Consider the following 17,121-nt stretch of genomic DNA (forward strand, 5'->3'; position numbering starts at 1 on the left):
TTGGGGCACTGTTTGGGGCATCACAGTTATTCATAATTCTCTGTTCCGCCAAAATAAACGGTTACAGCATATTTTATGATTCCTGTCGGCGGGACCATCGTTCAGTCGGCACTGGCCTCTCCCTTCATCGTTGCCTCCGGTTGTTTCGCGCTGCGCCGTCTCTCGCTGTAGGAGAACGCCTTGCTGCGGAATGTCCTCATTCCTACATCGTGCCGGTAGTCCAATGCGTATGCTCGAGAAAGGAAAAGGCTGAACAGGAGTGCCATATGAAGCCCATTCTTGTGCTTCTCGTCACCTCCGTGGCGTTGCTCGGTGGGTGCGTCATTACCCCCGATCATGGCGATCACAGAGGCGGTGGGTATTACAGCGGAGATGGTCGATCTGATTACGATCGAGACCACGATCATGGCGATCGTGATCGGGGCGATCACCGGGATAACGAAAGTGACCGGGATCGCTGGCAGGGCGGCCCGCACTACTAGCGTGTGTCCTGATCGCGTGCCAGGCGGCCACGGCTGGGATGGGGGCTCCCTACGCCTTTCCAGGCGGGGCAGGTCGTCACCAGCGGAAACGTCAGCGCCATTGCGACGCTGTGCATGAACTATCCGTAGTTGCTGCCACGCGCGGTGGCCCACGGTAGACGGGGTGGCTGGACGCGCCCCGTCTTGTGGACAAGGCCATCCTCACCCGCGGTTACGCTGACACCAAGACTTGTAGCTGGAAATCAAGGTGAATTGGCTTGCCTTAGTAGTTGCCGCAGCAGTTCTCTACTTGGCGGCCTCTCAGTCATTACCACTTGGCCTTTGCACATTGATTGTCTGCGCTAGTATCTGGAACGATCGGAGCATAAGAAATTGTGGCAGGTCATCTTCTTCGCAGTTGTGGCGAAGAGCTGGTCGGATGCCGTGCTACGCTATAGGGATACTCTGGGAAAATAATAATGAGAGCATTGACCAGTATGTGTTTTGCCCTGCTAATTACCGGCTGCGCGATCGGGTCCAACTGCTCGTTCGGACAGCGTGAGCCCTGCAAGTTCATTCCGTTCATCGCGCCTCCGGGGACCACAGTCGTTCCTGCGACAGCACCTCGTTAGGTCCACGGGGCAGGCGTATCGTTGAGGATCAAGTCTGCGCGGGTACATTGCGCTGACGTCCATGCGGCATACGGAGCCTGACCATGCAAACCGACCCTGAATACTGGTTTTACGCCAAGCGCTATGGCTGGGGATGGGGGCTCCCGACTTGCTGGCAAGGCTGGGTAGCCTATGGCGCGTACTTCGCGTTGCTAGCGCTGGCTGTCTTCTTCTTCCGTGTTGACCACCGTCCCATTGTCTTTGTCTTCGTCGTGGTGATCCTGAGCCTGGCGCTGTTCGTCGTTTGCTGGATCAAGGGGGAGCCGCCACGCTGGCGTTGGGGAGACGACTGATTGGCCCGTCGCCGATCTACCTATCCACCTTTTGGCAGACCATTTCACGATGGTCTGTTTTCATTTTGGCCAGTGTCTGCACCGCGGTCCATCTACTGGAATTGAACGGAACGGTGGCTGCAATCGTGGTGCATTCGATGCCATGCGCCAAAGCCGGTTTTGTCGAGTTACTACGCTAACGGTGTGGCTGTTGGTGCTTGAATAGTAATAAATTGAATGTCTCTGTTCAGGCGAAACGCGGCGTTTCTTGACGCGATCCGCTCACCTTGTGGACATTTCCGATTGGATGATTCAGCGAACGGATATGATGTTGGCTTCACGCCGCAAAGGGGGACCCATTTGGCCAGCTTCCGCCCAACCATGCCATCCGTCCGCGCGAGTCTTTGCCGGTTGCCGCTGCTTGTCCTGATGGGTGCGATGCCGGCTCTGGCGGTGCCACCGGCGTCCGATCCGGCGCTGGCCGATACATCGGGCTGCACGGCGCTGATCAATATCGTGCAGGAGAGCTTGCGGGGTGAGCTGGAGGTCCCGTGCGCGGAGCCAAATCGCGAGGCCTGCGAGGCCAAGAATGGGCAGATCCGCGCCATGCTGGAAATCGTCGAACAGCGCCGGCAGCGCAAGGCTGACGAATGCGAGACGCTGGCACAGGTCAACCGGCTGCTGCGTACGCTGCCACCGAAAGGGTGAGCGCAGCCGGGCAGGGTGCTGTCGGAATCAGTGCGACATCTTCGAAAAAAGCTGGATCACCGCCACGCCGGCAATGATCAGCCCGATGCCGAGCCAGGCCGCAAGGTCGGGGACCTGACGGTAGAGCACCGATGCGATGAGCGTCACCAGCACGATTCCGGCGCCGCACCAGATCGCATAGGCCACACCGACTGGCACTGTTTTCATCACCTGCATCAGTAACCAGAACGCCGCTACGTATCCGGTCACCACCAGGACGCTGGGGACCAGGCGCGTGAAGTTCTCCGCGGCCTTGAGACTGCTGGTGGCGATGACTTCGGCAACGATGGCCAGGGCGAGGAGCAGATATCCGTTCATGAGTTGATCAAAAGAGACTGTTGCGGCACGTGGATTCGATATTATGCAATCCGCGCCCCCGATTACCCCCAAACGGGGCTGCAAACCATGGGACGAATTGCCGAGAATCCTGGCGTCATCGTAATTTCAGGTGATCGATTACCCTCCCACGCGGTGGTTGCCCTGCAAGGGATAGGGGAATTGAATGATGGTATGCGCTGAAAACGCACGGGGCGCCCGGGAATACACAAGAGGCGCCTCCAGAATGTCGCGGCAGTATCCAATCTGGCCTGACCATGCCGGCACCAAAACATACGCCGGCGGCTGGCGAGGTTGTAGATGGGATCAAGGGGAGCATCATGAACAACGAGCTTGACGGGGTAACGGCCTGGCCGACCACGCGACTCGGCCATTTGCAGGGGGAGTCCGATCCCGGGCGCGATCCGGGAGAGGGCGTCTGGCAGAACACGATTGCCGCCGCCGACCACGCGCTGGAAGAAGCGTCCCGCATTCAGCGAGGCGTGCAGCAAAATCTGAAACTGATGCAGGAAGTGCGGACGCTGCGCGACGAACTGCGCCGCGCTCATGCCGAGATCGATCGCTATCGAGGGATGCACGCGCGCGTGGTGGTCAGCATGCGGCAGCTCGAGGATGAGCACAGCGTCGAGATGTCGCGCCTGCAAACCGACAACGAACTGCTGCTGGTGCGCCATCGTGTCTACAAGCTGCTGGCGGAGCACTACGCCACCGCCGCGTTGCGGTTCGATCCCGCTGTGTTCGCCGAGCACCGTGACCGGGTGCTCGAGCACGTGCTGTTCCAGCGCCGCAAGGGCATGTCGCTCACGCAGATCGGCGTGGGGGACATTGCCTTCCTGCTGCTGTAGCAGATCGGGTCTTTGAGCTGGCGCCGTTGCCCGGCGACGATCAGGCGACCATCAGGCGACCATCAAGCGGACTTTGGCTCGCGCGGCTTGAGCACCAGCAGCGCGAGCATGCCGCCCACCACGCCCCAGAACGCCGAGCCGACGCCTGCCAGCGTCATGCCGGACGCCGTGATCATGAACGTCAGCAGGGCCGATTCCCGTTCGACCGGCGTCTGCATGGCCACCGTCAGGCCATTGGCGATCGAGCCAAGCAGCGCAAAGGCGGCGACGGCCACCACCAGCGCCTTCGGGAAGGCCGCGAACAATGCGGCGATGCTGGCCGCCATGATGCCCATGACCAGGTAGCCGATACCGCAGACCACGGCGGCCATGTAGCGGCGGCGCGGATCGGCGTCAGCCTGCGGGCCGGTGCAGATCGCGGCCGTGATGGCCGCCAGATTGATACCGTGCGATCCGAACGGCGCCAGGATGGCCGACGCCACGCCGGTGACCGCAATCAGCGGACTGGCCGGCACGTGATAGCCATCGGCACGCAGCACGGCCAGCCCCGGGATGTTCTGGGACGCCAGCGCCACGATGAACAGCGGCACGGCAATGCTGACGAATGCCGATACCGAGAACGCCGGTGTGGTCCAGACCGGCATGGTCACGGCGAAGTGAAACTGCTCGAAGTGCAATTGGCCGAGTACGCCGGCCAGCGCCACGCCGATCACCAGCACACCGGGCACCGCATACCGCGGCCACCAGCGCCGCCCAAACAGGTAGACGGCGAACATCACCAGCAATAGCAGCGTCTGGTGCTGGGCCTGGACGAATACGTCGACGCTGATGCGGAACAGGATCCCGGCCAGCAAGGCCGAAGCGATGCTGGCCGGTAGCGCCTTCATGAGCTTGTCGAACCAGCCGGTCAGGCCGGCCGCCGTCATTAGCAGGGCCGCCATCAGGAACGCGCCAATCGCTTCCGGGTAGGGCACGCCGGGCAGGGATGCGATCAGCAGCGCCGCCCCGGGCGTGGACCATGCAATCACGATCGGCACCCGCATCAGCAGCGATAGTCCGAGCGTGGTGACACCCATGCCGATCGATAGCGCCCAGATCCAGGACGATATCTGGGCATCAGTCAGGTGCGCGGCTTGCCCGGCCTGGATCATCAGCACCAGCGAACTGGTGTAGCCGGTCAGCATGGCGATCAGCCCGGCCACCGTGGTGGAAACGGACAGGTCGGACAGCTTGAGGGGGGCTGCGGTCATGGTGGATGGTGCGGTGCGGGCCCGAGGGCAACGGGCGGTATCTTCGCACGGGATGACCGGAGTGGTGTTCTGTTTTCTCCCCTCTCCCGCAAGTGGGAGAGGGGAGAAAGACCGGTGGTCGGCGTCAGCGCCTCAATCCGCCACCTTGTCGCTCGGGAACTTGAACGAGTCCCGCAGCAGGTAGCTCATCGGAATATCCAGCGTGATCCCATGGGGCGGGATCGGCTGCTGGAACCACTTGCGGTAGAGCTTCTGGGTTTCCTGGTCATAGATCGCGTTGACCAGGGCCTTGTCGACGATCTTCTTGAACTCGGCGTCCTGCTTCGACAGCATGATCGCGTAGGGTTCGATCGTCAGCAGGTCGCCGGTCACCGCCAGCGAAGCCGGGTTCTTCGCGTTTGCGCGCAGGCCGAACAGCAGCACGTCGTCCATCACGAACGCATCGGCGCGGCCCGATTCCACCATCGCGAACGCCTCGGCATGGTCCTTGGCCTCCAGGACCTTCCAGCCCATCGCGCCGGACTCGTCCATCTTGCGGATCATGGCCAGCGGCGTGGTACCGGTGGTGGAGACGACGGTCTTGCCGCGCAGGTCGCTCCAGCGGCGGATGCCGGAATCCGACTTGACGAGCATGCGGCTGCCGGCGATGTAGTGCGGGATCGTGAAGGCGACCTGTTCGCGACGCTCGCGATTGTTGGTGGTCGACCCGCACTCCAGATCGGCCTTGCCATCGACGATGGCCGGGATGCGCGTGGCCGGCGTCACGGGCACCCACTCCACGCGCAACTGCGGCATTTTCAGTTGGGCGCGCACGGCGTCAGCCGCCTTCAGGCACAGATCGACGGCGTACCCGACTGGCTTGCCGTCGGCCATGAACGAGAACGGCACGGAGCTTTCGCGGTGCGCGATGCGGATCACGCCGGTCTGCTGGATGCGCTGGATAACCGGACTGGATGCCGCCTGCGCCGCCGGGATGGCGGCCGGCGTCAGCAATGCGGCAAGGGAAAGGAAGACAGACGCGACGCCCCCGAACGAGGCGCGGCGTGGCAGGCCCGAATTGGTCATGATGACACCCGTCGAAAAATAGTCAGAAATAACCGTGGCGGCGCTGGCCGCCCTGGCCATCCGCCGATCACCAATTGGCCGGATCGGTCCGGCTCTGTCGTGCTTCGTGGTGCTGCTTCTTGTTGTGCGATCGGATGTTTCCGATGGCGCTGATTGTTCCACGGGGGGCGGCGGTGACACAACTGCAAACGCCGGCAGACGTGCGCTACGCAATGGCGGCGTCCCCGTAACGCAACGCTTCGACCCAACCCGCGTTGACGGGGGCTTTCCCTTACGGAGTTATCCGACTTCTTGTGACTCAGGCGAATAGCTATTCTTCAGTCGTGCCTTGCGAGCAGGGCACCGAGGAGAGACTCTTGGGCCCGTGAAGGAACGGGCCCTTCTTTTTTTGCTTCGGCAGAAATGGGGAGTCTCTGTCTGGCGGTGATACGCAAGAACAGTGCCAACGCCTGCGCATCGTCGTCGGCGCCATGCGTGTTGGTAGCAGCCCGCGGCTGGGCGCACCGCCTCGGCTATCTCCACCGGAATCTCGGGAAGGGCCGGGTTGGATTGGATCGCACCGGCGCACCGACGCACCGGCACGGGCATCGCTCGCAGGCATGTGGACGGCGGCAGGGCGGGGCAGCCCTCCGCGAAGTGGGTAGTCAGGCGGTCCGGGCTACTCGTGCGCGCGGCGGTCGATCGGCCAGATGACCTTGGCGGCTTCGCCGTCGAGGCGATAGGCGTGGCAGGTGCCCAGTACCCAGGGTCGGGGTATGGGGGCGTCGCCTTCCAGCCGCGCGTGCCAGGGCGTGGTCTCGCGCTGCATGGACATGATCGTCTGCATGGCGGTGGTGGCCAGCGGGCCCAGCAGTTCGGTTAGGTGTGTGCAGCCCCTGGCGCCACCCAGGCGCGCCTTTGCCTCCTGCCGGAAGCCGCTGCCGACACGCAGTCCCTCCAGCACCGCATAGGCCGCGTTGATCTCGGCGCAATAGGGCGTGGGGCCGGTATCGGTACGGGCCGACATGTGCCGGATCACCAGTTCCGCGTCGATCGTCATGGTCAGGCGCATCTGGTGGATGGACCCACCGGCCGGAAGCGCGATGAAAGGCAGTTCGGTCGGCACTGGCGAGATGTCATGCAGTTCGGCCTCGATGTCGTACAGGCCGTCGTCGCGCAGGTAGCCGCGGCAAAGGATCTGGCGGGTATGCCGCAGCGTGCGTCCGGGCTGGTTCGGAGTCTCTGGTTCCATGCGTTGTCCTTCAGGCTTGCTCATCCTGAGAGGATGATGAACGCACGCGCCTGCTCTGCCACCCCCCACAATCGGGTAGCGGGCAGCGGGAAATCCCGCGTACCGGGCGCCGGACGAAGGTGTCCGGCGTATCGGGTGCCCGCCGTCTTGTGTCAGAAGACCTGGCGAACGCCCACCGTCACGCCGACCATATTCTGCTGGCCGGTCATGGTCGGGTACTTGAACGCAAAGGCAGTGGCGGTGCTGTCGAAGCTCAACCCACCGTTGTGGGCATAGCCAACGGACAGGTACACGTCCGTGCGCTTGCTGAAGTTGTAGTCGGCAATGAAGCTGACCTGCTGCATATTTGCCGGGTTGGTCTCCGGCGACGTGGCCGCAGCGCGTGCGCCCTTGATGTCCGCGTAGTAGTACGCCAGCGACAGGCCCAGCGCGGGCGTTGCCTGGTAGTTGACGCCGGCCCACCAGTAGTCGTCACGCAGCACGGTGGCGCCATTCGAAAACTCGCCCTTGTTGTAGCGGTAACCTGCCGTGAACTTGAACGGCCCGGTGTTGTAGAGCGCGGCAGCGCCATACTTGTTCACCCTGCCCGGTTGGCCCGTTACGGCGGCCGGGCGCCAGATGTCCGCGGCAACTGAGAATCCCAGGCCGCTGCTGTCCAGGTACATCAGCGAACCGCCGTAGGCGGTGTTGTCGGTGAAATTACCCGGTGTTTCACCCGCGCCGCCGTTGGCCAACACGATGTTGGCGTTCTGCACTGCCGTGCCGGTACCGAACGAGAAGTGGCCCACGGCCTGCAGCGGTCCGAACTGGCCGGTGTACTTGACCATATTGTCTTCGCGGTAGTTCAGGCCCATCCACCAGATCCCCGGTTCGTAGGTGGCGGCAAAGCGCAGCGGCGCGAAGTTGGCCATGCCATCGAAGAAAGAAGTGTACTGACGCCCGAAGCTGAGCTTGCCGTATTCCTTGTTCTGCAAGCCGATGTAGGACTGGCGGTTGAACAGCGGGGCGCTTTGCAGGGCTCCGGAATCCCACTGGAAGCCGCTTTCCAGCACGAACATCGCCGAGTTGCCGGCGCCCAGGTCTTCCACGCCGCGCAGGCCCCAACGCGAGGCGGACAGGCCGCCAACGCTAGGCATGCCGAAGCGGCTGCCGCCCTGCGTGGGCGTGGCCGCGGCAGCGGCCACCCGGTTGACGTACTCGACGGATCCGTCAATCACTCCGTAAAGCGTCACGCTGGTCTGCGCATGGGCGGTGATTGCAGCAGGCGCCAATGCCGCCAGGGTCAGGAACTTCCTTTTCATGCTTGAGGGTCTCCGTATCGTTTTTTGGATTCCGGCGGCAGGGACACGATGTGTGGTTCCGGCCCGTCCGGTCGCGCTGTTTCTCGGGCGCGTGCCTGTGCTGCCTGTTGCAGGTCGTGGCAGCCAGCGCAGGCAAAGTAAAGCGCAGAAGCGTGGCGAGGAAGACCACTCCAAATGGCCAGCGTGTCGTATTCGCGCACTACCCATCCGTATTGACCCTGATGTTCTCGGTGGACGCTGCGCGGCAGCGGTGTGCCATCTCCATGTAATACGGGGTTGTCGGTGACTACCCTTCAGGGGTGGCGCCAAAGTCGGGTTGAGCCGCTACGCTGGTGTCGAACTGGCTGCCAGTGCATGGAGCGTCGACGCGCGTGCCGCGCCGTCCTGCTGGTTCCGTTCGTTCTCCACGCCTGTCGGGTGTCCTTGCCGGCGGGTATTTTCATGCCGGCCAGTTGGCCGGCTTTTTTTTGTTCTCTTCGCAGTGTGGTGACGGAAGGGGGCTGGACCGGGTTGTTGTGCTTTACAGGCTGGATGGCACGAGGCTGGAAGGCCGTCCCACTGCCATTGCGGTCAGCGCGTGAAGAGGGCCCGGCGGCGTCGCAGCCGAAGCAACATCGGACTGCACGACGCTCCAGGAGACAAACGGCTCCCATGGCAAGACCCGTCGAACCCACCGCGTCGCGCAGGCCATGCAGCCATACCGGGACATCGTCACTGCCTGGTCAGTCCGGTGCATCTCGTCGTGCTCGAGGGCCAGTGCCTCGTGTGGAGCGAAGCGCCTGGCGTCATGCCTGAGTTCACAGCACTGCTCGCACATATCGGCTGCAACGATGTCCGAGGCGTATCGCCGCACCACGGGTGCGCTTGTCCGGGGCTGGCCAGCAACCGGCAGGCGACTCCAGCGCTGGACACTTGCCCAGTACAAGGCACGCAGCGCGCGGTCGGATGTCGTCGACGCGGTCTGCTGGCCAAGCTCAAGATGGTGCCGGGTGAGTACCCCTTCTTCGGCCGCGCAGGCAAGGCAGACCAGTTGCCGCCGGCCCTGTGCTTGTTGGATCCATTGGTCGAGCAGTTGCCCACGGCATGCCATCACCTCGCGGGGATCGGGCATCGCGTACTGCGCCAGCATGGTTTCGAGCTCGCGACGCAGCGCGCGTACTTCGGCGATCAGCGCGGACAGCCGGGGCTGCAGGCGCCCGCGTTGCGCCGTGGCGCAATCCCGTGCACTGTCCGCGTATGTGCTGCGGCGCATGCGGTGGCTCCGGTCAGCCTGCACGGGGGGAATGCCAGAGCCCGTGCGCATCCTTGCCGGCAAGGATGGCCGCGATCTCTTCCGTATGCTGGCCGGGCTTCGGTATCGGCCCCGGTCGCCGGGCCTGGCCGTCGAAGCGCGGTGCCGGCGCAGCCTGCAGTTGTCTGTCGCTTTCGAAGTACACGCCGCGTGCGACGTTGTGCGGATGCGCCGCGGCTTCTTCGGGGCTCAGTACCGGCCCGAAGCAGACATCCGTGTTCTCGAGCAGCGCGCACCATTCCGCACGCGTCCTGCTGGCAAACCGCTCGGCAAAGTGGCGATGCAGTTCCGGCCAGCGTTGGCTATCCCATTGCCGGGCGAAGCGCGGGTCTTCGGCCAGGCCGAGCTTTTGCAGCAGCAAGGCGTAGAACTGCGGCTCGATCGTGCCCAGCGTGACAAAGTGGCCGTCGGCGCAGCGATAGGTGGCGAAGAAGTGCGAGCTGTCGTGGACATTCTGGCCGCGCACGCCCGTCACCATGCCCTTCTTGCGCGTGGCAAGCAGTAGTTGCAGCATGTGCGCGGAGCCATCGACGATGGCTGCGTCGACCACGGTGCCCTTGCCGGTCGCGCGTGCATTCAGGATGCCGGACAGCAGGCCAATTGCGAGGTAGAGCGCGCCCCCGCCCACATCACCGACCAGTGTGATGGCCGAGGAGGGCGGCTCGGAAGGGGCGCCGTTGTAGTAGAGCGCGCCAGAGAGCGAAATGTAGTTGTTGTCGTGCCCGGCAGCTTGCGCCAGTGGACCGTACTGGCCCCAGCCTGTCATGCGGCCGTAGACCAGGCGGGGGTTGCGCTGCTGGAGCACGTCAGGCCCGAGCCCGAGGCGCTCCATGACGCCTGGACGCATGCCTTCGATCAGCGCATCCGCATCTTCGATCAGGCGCAGCACCAGCTCCCGGCCTTCGGCGGTCTTCAGGTCGGCCACCACTGAACGCTTGCCGCGATTGAGCACGCTGCCGTCTGCCGGAGCGCCGGACTCTCCGGAGGCCGTGCGCTCTATCGCAATCACGTCCGCGCCGAGGTCCGCAAGGTGCATTGCGCAAAACGGACCCGGGCCGATCCCACAGATTTCCACAATCCTGATGCCAGACAGCATGATGTTTTTCGTTCTCCGAGGTGAAGCCGCTGGCACGTGTCAGTTGCCGCGGCGCCGGTGCCGGACGGCAGGCCAGCCAAGCTTAGGGCGCGTTGGCGCCCGACCGGCCTCCCCGCATTGGGGAGGTGGGGCGGGGCGGCGTCAGTGCGGAGTACGGGAAAGTGGTCTAGCGGCCCGGGGCGGTCCCGGGCGAGCATCAGCGCGGGAGCGGCGTCAGTCCAGCTTGGCGCCGGTCAACTGAACGAGCCGCTGATGCACCGGATACATCGCCTCATAGTTGGCCAGCGCCTGCCTGCTGCTGTTGCCGATCGGCTCCATGCCGATGGCGCGCATGCGGTTGCGGATCGCTTCGGTGCCGATCACGGCACGTGCCGTACTCTCGATGCGTTCGACGATTGGCGCAGGGGTGCCGGCGGGCACCATCATGATGAGCTTGCCTGTTGACTGGAATTCCGGATCTGTCAGCCCGGCTTCAGCCAGCGTCGGCACATTGGGAAGGGCGGGCAGGCGCCGCTCACCCGTCACCGCCAGAACACGCAGCTTGCCCGAGTCGATAAAGGGCTTGGCCGAGAACGCGGTAACGAAGGCGATGTCGATCTGCCCGCCCACCAGGTCCTGGATCATCGGTGCTTCGCCCTTGTAGGCGACGTGGGTGAGGTCGACCTTGCGTGAGCGGTTCAGGTAGGCACTGGCGAGGTGTCCGTAGGAGCCCGTACCCCACGAGCCGAATGACGCGCGGTTGTTGGCGGCCCAGTTGAGCAGTTCGCTGACGTCCTTTGCCGGTATGCGGGGATTGACAACAAGAAGGACGGAACCGCCGCAGACCTCGGTGACGAAGGCCAGTTCCTTGCGGGGATCGTAGGGAAGCTTGGTGAACAGAAACTGGTTGGTGAGGATGGCCTGCGTCAGTGTCAGCAATACCGTGTAGCCGTCGGCCGGAGCCTTGGCGGCAACGTTTGTGCCGATGACGCCGGCGGCACCCGGACGGTTCTCGACGATGATCGGCTGGCCCAGGCGCTTGCTCATTTCCTCAGCAAGCATGCGAGAGACAGTGTCAGCGGCGCCGCCTGCGGAAAACGGCAGCACGAAGCTGATCGGCCGGGTCGGGTAGGTGGGCTGTGCCGAAGCCGACTGGCTCACCAGCGCCAGTGCCAGCGCCAGTGCCAGCGTGCACGTCCATCTCTTGCGGATCATCGTTGCAGTCTCCTTGTCGCGGCTGGTGTCCGCCGCATCTTGTTATGGGTTGCTCGGCCGGCCGGAAGGCAGGGCGGCCATGGCTCATTCCCGGGTTCCCGGTGTTGTGGCAGAAGTCGCCATCATGCATGGGCCGACAGAGACCACGGCCTACCCGAACGGAGTAAAGAATGGGGGGTATTTGCGCTGCGATGCAGCATGCCGGGCCGCGCACGGAGCCCGCCGAACAGCGGAGCTACCGCGATCCTCTTAATGGCTGAGGCGCGGAACATGTCACTATAATGTCCAGCTTCCCGTCGCCGGGCCACGGCCTGCGTGATGAGTCCGGCACCACAGAATCATGTCTTCGTACCAATCAGGGCAGACACCGTTGGCAAGCATCCACTCGCACGTATTCGAGCCCATTGCCGGCACCAAGCTGGTACCGCCACGTCCTGCACGGCGGCCACTGGCTCGCGAGGCGCTGCTGGCGCGGCTGCTGGAAGCGCGGCACCAGCGTTGCGTGGTGATCCAGGGCCCGGCCGGATGCGGCAAGACTTCGACGATGGTGAGTTGGCGCCAGGTGCTGGTATCACTGGGCTTCGAAGTGGCGTGGCTGTCGCTGGCCGAAGAGGACAACGAGCCGGGCCGCTTTTTCGACTGCCTGCTCGCCAGCATCGGGCTGGTCGAGGGCGAGATTGCGCGCAAGGCCGCGAACCTCATCGGGGACGGCAGCGACGCTTCCAGGGTCGAGCATTGGGTGGTCACGCTGATCGAGGCAATTGCCAGCCAGCCACGGGACCTGGTCCTTGTGCTCGACGATGTGCATCACATCCAGGACGCGCGCATCTGGCAGGCGCTGCAATGGCTGCTCGACTACGCCCCGCCGCACCTGCACCTGGTGCTGTGCTCGCGCGGCGAGTTGTCGCTTTCGCTGGCGCGCTTGCACTCGCAAGGCCTCGTCACGATGTTTGACTTGCGCGACCTGCGCTTCAGCCCCGAGGAATCCGAAGCCTACCTGCGTGACCAGCTTGGCGGGATCAGCCCGCGCGACGCCCGCCGGCTGCACGATCTGACCGACGGCTGGGTCGCCGGATTGCAATTGTTCGCGCTGGATATCAAGGCGAAGCAAGGGGCTGGCTTTTCGCCCACTGCATTGCGCGATGCGAGTGCCTTCGCCGAGTATTTCGAGCGCGAGGTCTTGCAGAAGCTCGCCGAGGACGACCAGAAGCTGCTGACCTGCGTGGCGATCTGCAGCCGCTTTTGCGCACCCCTGTGCGCGGCCCTGGTCGGCGAGCCGCACGCCGTTGCGCGCATGACCACGCGGCTGGTCAGGCTGGACAGCAGCAATCTGTTCATCATCCAGGTCAGTGGCCATGAGCACGAAAGCTGGTATCGCCTTCATCCCCTGCTGCGCGAAGTGCTGCTTGCGCGGGTGGGGGCGATGCCGGTCGCACAGCAGCAAGCGCTCCATGCGGCGGCATCACGCTGGTTCGAGCAGCGCGACCAGGTGGAAGAGGCAGTCCGGCATGCCGTGCTCGCCGGCGAAGCAAACGCGGCCGCCGATGCGATCGAGGCGCGTGCTTCCGAACTGCTGGCACGCGGGGGCCTCGGCCAGTTGACCAGCCTTCTGCGCATGCTGCCGCCCGAGCAGGTCGAGTCGCGCTTCTCGCTGCAACTCATGCAGGCCCACATCAACCTGCGTGCGCGCCGGCTAGATGCGGCCGCGCAGGCAATCGGGCGCCTTGCGCAGCAGGCCGCCACGCTGGGGCCGCGCGAGCGTTACGCTGTCACGGTGCTGCGGGGCGGCATGGCCCTGATGCAGGATGACATCGGTGCTGCGGCAGTCCTGTTGCCGGAACTGGAGCGTGTACCCGCGGATGCGGACGATTTCCTGCTGACCGCGCGTGGCAATGTGGTGGGCTGGCTCCACATGCACCGAGGCGAGCACGAGCGGGCGCGGCAAGTATTGGCCGACAGCACGCTGCGGGGTGGTGCGATGGTCAGCGGTCTGGTCGGACGCTGTCTGTCCGGGCTCAGCCTGTTGATGGAAGGCAAGGTCCTGCAAGCCGAGCCGGTGCTCCGCCAGGTGCTGAACGAGGCGGAGCAGCTTGGCGGCGAATATGTGGGCGCCGCGCACATGGCCGCAGTGCTGCTGAGCGAGACCTTCTACGAACTCAATGAGATCGATTCCGTCTGCGAATTGCTGGAGAATCGGATCGAGCAACTCGAAGCCGTTTCGGTCCCCGACGCGGTGCTGCGTGCCCTGCTCATGCTTGCGCTGTCGCATCGTGTCGCCGGGCGGCGCCTGGAGGCCGCAGCCTACCTGGACCGGCTGGAGGACTACGCCGTGCGGCACCACCTCGACCGTCTGCTGGCCCTGGCCCTGGCCGTGCGCTCACGCTGGCAGTTGCAGGAGGGCGAGATCGACCTGGCCGAAGCAACCGTCGCCCGCGCGCAGAAGCTGTCGACCGAAGCGGGGGCCGGCCGCGCTTCGGTGTGGGAGATCGACGTCGTGGCGCAACTGTCCGCCAGCGGCCTGGCCCTGCACCGCCATGACTACGATGGCGCCATGGCACGCCTGAGGCCACTCCTGGACAGCGTGGAGCTTGCCGCGCGAGGCCGGCACTTTGCCACCGTGCTGGTTCAGTGCGCCGTGGCCGAGGACGGGCGCGGCAACGCACGCGCTGCAAGGGAGCACCTCTGCGGGGCGCTGCGCCATGGCCAGCGGTTTGGTCTGGTGCGCAGCCTTCTCGACGCCGCGACAGGCGGACAGGGGCTGATGCGCAGGCTGCTGGACGAGCAGGGGCTCGACCCGGTCGTGGCCTTTTATGCCAGGCGCCTGCTGGAAGCGTCGAGCCGATGGCGCGGCCGCGCCGTGGCGCCAGCTTCCGCCGTGCGCCGCTCCACGCCTATCAGAACGCTCAGCGAGCGTGAGGCTGAAGTCCTGAAGCTGATCGCGCAGGCGATGTCGAACAAGATGGTGGCGCGCACGCTTTCCGTTTCACCGGAGACGGTGAAGTGGCATCTCAAAAACATCTACATCAAGCTCGGCGTGTCCGGGAGGGATGAAGCCGTGGCGCTGTTGCGCGATCTGGCCGCCGATACGCCAGACCTCGGCGCCCCCAGGCCTCGCTGAAGCCGCCGACGTCCGCGCGATCCGCTCCCCAACTTGCCGGCGCCTTTGGCATTCGGGGTTGCTGCAAGACGGGACTCTCTACAGGCAGCCCCGTTGTCCCTGCCTCAGAACCCGCCGCGACCGCCGCCGCAGATAATGGTCTGGCCGGTCACGTAGTTCGACTCCGGAATGCAGAACATGTAGACCGAGCCGGCGGCTTCTTCCGCCGTGCCGGGGCGGCCGAGCGCCATCTCCTTGCTGGCCTGCGCGATGCGCTCCGGGTTGACACCGACCTTGATGTCGCGGCCTTCGATGCTCACGGTCTTCTCTTCGGTGGTGGCCTCGGTCAGGCGGGTCGAGATGAAGCCGAAGGCCACGCAGTTGACGTTAACCTTCATCCGGCCCCATTCCTTGGCCAGCGTCTTGGTCATGCCCATCACGCCCGCCTTGGCGGCGGAGTAGTTGACCTGCCCAGCGTTACCCTGCGTACCGGAGATCGACGAGATATTGACCACCTTGCGGAAGACCTCGCGGCCCTCGGCGGCCTCGGCCTTGCTGACTTCGCGGAAGTAGGGCTGGGCCGCCCGTAGCAGGTTGAAGGGTGCCTTCAGGTGGCAGTCGATGACGGCGTCCCACTGTTCGTCGCTCATCTTCTGGATGACGTTGTCCCAGGTATAGCCCGCGTTGTTGACGATGATGTCGATGCCGCCGAACGCCTCCAGTGTGGCCTTGACCAGGCGTTCACCGAAGTCCGGCTCGGTGACATTGCAGGCGAAGGCCAGTGCCTTGCCGCCGCTGCGGCGGATCTCCTCCACCACATCATTGGCCGGTGCGGCGTCAAGATCGTTGACAACCACGCCGGCACCTTCGCTCGCGAACTTCAGGGCGATGCAGCGGCCGATACCACGCCCTGCACCAGTGACGATGGCAACCTTGCCTTCCAGTTTCCTGCTCATGTTCATGCTCCTGCTGGATGTTTCCCGCTGTGGGATTTCAAGATTTCGAGTGGCGGCGACACGAAGCCGCCGCATCCGTGACGGTCGGTCAGGCCTTGCCGTAGAGCGTCACCACGCAGGCGCCGCCCAGGCCGATGTTGTGCTGCAGCGCGAGCTTCGCGCCTTCCACCTGGCGCTTGTCCGCGGTACCGCGCAACTGGTGGGTCAGTTCGTAGCACTGGGCGAGGCCCGTCGCGCCGAGTGGGTGGCCCTTCGACAGCAGGCCACCGGACGCGTTGGTCACAACGCGGCCGCCGTAGGTGTTGTCGCCGTCCATCACGAACTTCTCGCCCTCGCCAATGCCGCACAGGCCCAGTGCCTCGTAGCTCAGCAACTCGTTATGGGCGAAGCAGTCATGCAACTCCGCGACCCGGATGTCCTTCGGGTTCACGCCGGCCTTCTCGTAGACCTTGTTGGCAGCGGCTTGCGCCATGTGGAAGCCGGCATAGCTGATCATGGACGGCGGATCGAACGATTCGACTGGATCCGTGGCCATGGCCTGGGCCAGGATTTGCACGTCGGTGCGCAGACCGTGCTTCTTCGCGAACTTTTCCGAGACGATCAGCGCGGCGGCGGCGCCGCAGGTCGGCGGGCAGGCCATCAGGCGAGTCATGACGCCGGGCCACATCACCTTGTCGTTCATGACCTCCTCGGTGGTGACCACGTTCCGGAACAGTGCCAGCGGGTTGTTGGCGGCGTGGCGGCTGGCCTTGGCGCGGATGGCGGCAAAGGTTTCCATCTTCGTGCCGTACTTCTGCATATGCTCGCGGCCCGCGCCGCCGAACGTGCGCAGCGCCTGCGGCAGGTCAGCGACGTCGGCGGTCAGATCCTGCAGCACGTGCGCAAAGCGGGCGCGTGTTTTGGGGCGGTCGTCCCAGTGCGATTTCAGCGCGCCGGCCTGCATCTGCTCGAAGCCGAGTGCCAGCACACAGTCGGCGTCGCCCAGCGCCACGGCCTGGCGGGCCAGATAGAGCGCGGTGGAACCCGTCGAACAGTTGTTGTTGACGTTGACCACGGGAATGCCGGTCAGGCCGACTTCGTACAACGCGGTCTGGCCGCAGGTGGAGTCACCGTACACATAGCCGACGTAGGCCTGCTGCACCTGCTCGTAGCCGATGCCGGCGTCGGCCAGCGCCCGCCGGACTGCCTCCGCGCCCATGTCGGTATAGCTGGGGCTGGCGCCCGGCTTGCTGAAGGGAATCATCCCCACGCCGCCAACCAGTACTTTTTCACTCATCTTGTCTTCTCCAGATAATTGGCCCGCGGCTT

Annotated in this window: 15 protein-coding genes; 4 read left to right on the forward strand and 11 right to left on the reverse strand. The window is 64.5% G+C overall.

Features of this window, described 5'->3' with window-relative positions; all coding sequences use genetic code 11:
* Nucleotides 1-101: 101 nt before the first annotated feature.
* Complete coding sequence (locus RN01_RS26320) at nt 102-476, reverse strand: hypothetical protein (protein WP_017513374.1); 375 nt, start codon at nt 474-476, stop codon at nt 102-104.
* 700 nt (nt 477-1,176) lie between these two features.
* Here RN01_RS26320 and RN01_RS26325 point away from each other — a divergent pair.
* Both RN01_RS26325 and RN01_RS26330 read left to right on the forward strand, forming a co-directional pair.
* Entirely contained in the window at nt 1,177-1,425 is a 249-nt protein-coding gene (locus RN01_RS26325) for a hypothetical protein (protein ID WP_017513373.1), read from the forward strand.
* 360 nt (nt 1,426-1,785) lie between these two features.
* On the forward strand, nt 1,786-2,112 hold the full coding sequence (locus RN01_RS26330) for a hypothetical protein (RefSeq protein WP_024569937.1): 327 nt from the start codon (nt 1,786-1,788) through the stop codon (nt 2,110-2,112).
* A gap of 27 nt (nt 2,113-2,139) precedes the next feature.
* On the opposite strand, the gene RN01_RS26335 is transcribed toward RN01_RS26330, so the two are convergent.
* Nucleotides 2,140-2,469, reverse strand: a complete 330-nt coding sequence (locus RN01_RS26335) for a multidrug efflux SMR transporter (protein ID WP_011517120.1) — start codon at nt 2,467-2,469, stop codon at nt 2,140-2,142.
* A gap of 338 nt (nt 2,470-2,807) precedes the next feature.
* On the opposite strand from RN01_RS26335, the gene RN01_RS26340 reads away from it, so the two are divergent.
* Nucleotides 2,808-3,332 (forward strand): hypothetical protein, encoded by a 525-nt coding sequence (locus RN01_RS26340; protein WP_011517119.1) that lies wholly within the window; start codon nt 2,808-2,810, stop codon nt 3,330-3,332.
* 62 nt (nt 3,333-3,394) lie between these two features.
* On the opposite strand, the gene RN01_RS26345 is transcribed toward RN01_RS26340, so the two are convergent.
* From RN01_RS26345 to RN01_RS26375, 7 genes are all read right to left on the reverse strand, one after another.
* A complete protein-coding gene (locus tag RN01_RS26345; protein WP_024569936.1) occupies nt 3,395-4,582 on the reverse strand; it encodes a benzoate/H(+) symporter BenE family transporter in 1,188 nt (395 codons plus the stop codon).
* 132 nt (nt 4,583-4,714) lie between these two features.
* Entirely contained in the window at nt 4,715-5,647 is a 933-nt protein-coding gene (locus tag RN01_RS26350) for an amino acid ABC transporter substrate-binding protein (RefSeq protein WP_024569935.1), read from the reverse strand.
* A 658-nt stretch (nt 5,648-6,305) separates the two neighbouring features.
* Entirely contained in the window at nt 6,306-6,878 is a 573-nt protein-coding gene (locus tag RN01_RS26355; RefSeq protein WP_017512653.1) for a DUF2889 domain-containing protein, read from the reverse strand.
* Between the two features lie 152 nt (nt 6,879-7,030).
* A complete protein-coding gene (locus tag RN01_RS26360; RefSeq protein ID WP_017512654.1) occupies nt 7,031-8,179 on the reverse strand; it encodes a porin in 1,149 nt (382 codons plus the stop codon).
* A gap of 520 nt (nt 8,180-8,699) precedes the next feature.
* On the reverse strand, nt 8,700-9,431 hold the full coding sequence (locus tag RN01_RS32600; protein ID WP_017512655.1) for a hypothetical protein: 732 nt from the start codon (nt 9,429-9,431) through the stop codon (nt 8,700-8,702).
* A gap of 13 nt (nt 9,432-9,444) precedes the next feature.
* A complete protein-coding gene (locus RN01_RS26370; protein ID WP_017512656.1) occupies nt 9,445-10,566 on the reverse strand; it encodes a CaiB/BaiF CoA-transferase family protein in 1,122 nt (373 codons plus the stop codon).
* Nucleotides 10,567-10,779: 213 nt separating this feature from the next.
* Nucleotides 10,780-11,760: a tripartite tricarboxylate transporter substrate binding protein gene (locus tag RN01_RS26375; RefSeq protein WP_017512657.1), complete on the reverse strand. Its 981-nt coding sequence runs from the start codon at nt 11,758-11,760 to the stop codon at nt 10,780-10,782.
* Between the two features lie 340 nt (nt 11,761-12,100).
* Between RN01_RS26375 and RN01_RS26380 the strand changes: the two genes are divergently transcribed.
* The gene (locus RN01_RS26380) at nt 12,101-14,878 is read left to right on the forward strand and encodes a LuxR C-terminal-related transcriptional regulator (RefSeq protein ID WP_024569934.1); all 2,778 of its coding nucleotides are present in this window, start codon (nt 12,101-12,103) and stop codon (nt 14,876-14,878) included.
* A 104-nt stretch (nt 14,879-14,982) separates the two neighbouring features.
* On the opposite strand, the gene RN01_RS26385 is transcribed toward RN01_RS26380, so the two are convergent.
* Together RN01_RS26385 and RN01_RS26390 are read right to left on the reverse strand one after the other, a co-directional pair.
* Entirely contained in the window at nt 14,983-15,813 is an 831-nt protein-coding gene (locus RN01_RS26385) for an SDR family NAD(P)-dependent oxidoreductase (protein ID WP_011517109.1), read from the reverse strand.
* 88 nt (nt 15,814-15,901) lie between these two features.
* Entirely contained in the window at nt 15,902-17,089 is a 1,188-nt protein-coding gene (locus RN01_RS26390) for a lipid-transfer protein (RefSeq protein WP_017513654.1), read from the reverse strand.
* Between the last annotated feature and the right edge of the window lie 32 nt (nt 17,090-17,121).

This window comes from Cupriavidus sp. SHE (assembly GCF_000812445.1).
GTDB lineage: Bacteria > Pseudomonadota > Gammaproteobacteria > Burkholderiales > Burkholderiaceae > Cupriavidus > Cupriavidus metallidurans.

What these genes read in the sequence shown, in the direction of transcription:
- RN01_RS26380 (WP_024569934.1), top strand. Translation starts at nt 12,101, where the DNA reads ATGTCTTCGTACCAATCAGGGCAGACACCGTTGGCAAGCATCCACTCG.
- RN01_RS26340 (WP_011517119.1), top strand. Translation starts at nt 2,808, where the DNA reads ATGAACAACGAGCTTGACGGGGTAACGGCCTGGCCGACCACGCGACTC.
- RN01_RS26350 (WP_024569935.1), bottom strand. Translation starts at nt 5,647, where the DNA reads ATGACCAATTCGGGCCTGCCACGCCGCGCCTCGTTCGGGGGCGTCGCG.
- RN01_RS26390 (WP_017513654.1), bottom strand. Translation starts at nt 17,089, where the DNA reads ATGAGTGAAAAAGTACTGGTTGGCGGCGTGGGGATGATTCCCTTCAGC.
- RN01_RS26370 (WP_017512656.1), bottom strand. Translation starts at nt 10,566, where the DNA reads ATGCTGTCTGGCATCAGGATTGTGGAAATCTGTGGGATCGGCCCGGGT.
- RN01_RS32600 (WP_017512655.1), bottom strand. Translation starts at nt 9,431, where the DNA reads ATGCGCCGCAGCACATACGCGGACAGTGCACGGGATTGCGCCACGGCG.
- RN01_RS26335 (WP_011517120.1), bottom strand. Translation starts at nt 2,469, where the DNA reads ATGAACGGATATCTGCTCCTCGCCCTGGCCATCGTTGCCGAAGTCATC.
- RN01_RS26345 (WP_024569936.1), bottom strand. Translation starts at nt 4,582, where the DNA reads ATGACCGCAGCCCCCCTCAAGCTGTCCGACCTGTCCGTTTCCACCACG.
- RN01_RS26385 (WP_011517109.1), bottom strand. Translation starts at nt 15,813, where the DNA reads ATGAGCAGGAAACTGGAAGGCAAGGTTGCCATCGTCACTGGTGCAGGG.
- RN01_RS26375 (WP_017512657.1), bottom strand. Translation starts at nt 11,760, where the DNA reads ATGATCCGCAAGAGATGGACGTGCACGCTGGCACTGGCGCTGGCACTG.
- RN01_RS26330 (WP_024569937.1), top strand. Translation starts at nt 1,786, where the DNA reads ATGCCATCCGTCCGCGCGAGTCTTTGCCGGTTGCCGCTGCTTGTCCTG.
- RN01_RS26360 (WP_017512654.1), bottom strand. Translation starts at nt 8,179, where the DNA reads ATGAAAAGGAAGTTCCTGACCCTGGCGGCATTGGCGCCTGCTGCAATC.
- RN01_RS26325 (WP_017513373.1), top strand. Translation starts at nt 1,177, where the DNA reads ATGCAAACCGACCCTGAATACTGGTTTTACGCCAAGCGCTATGGCTGG.
- RN01_RS26355 (WP_017512653.1), bottom strand. Translation starts at nt 6,878, where the DNA reads ATGGAACCAGAGACTCCGAACCAGCCCGGACGCACGCTGCGGCATACC.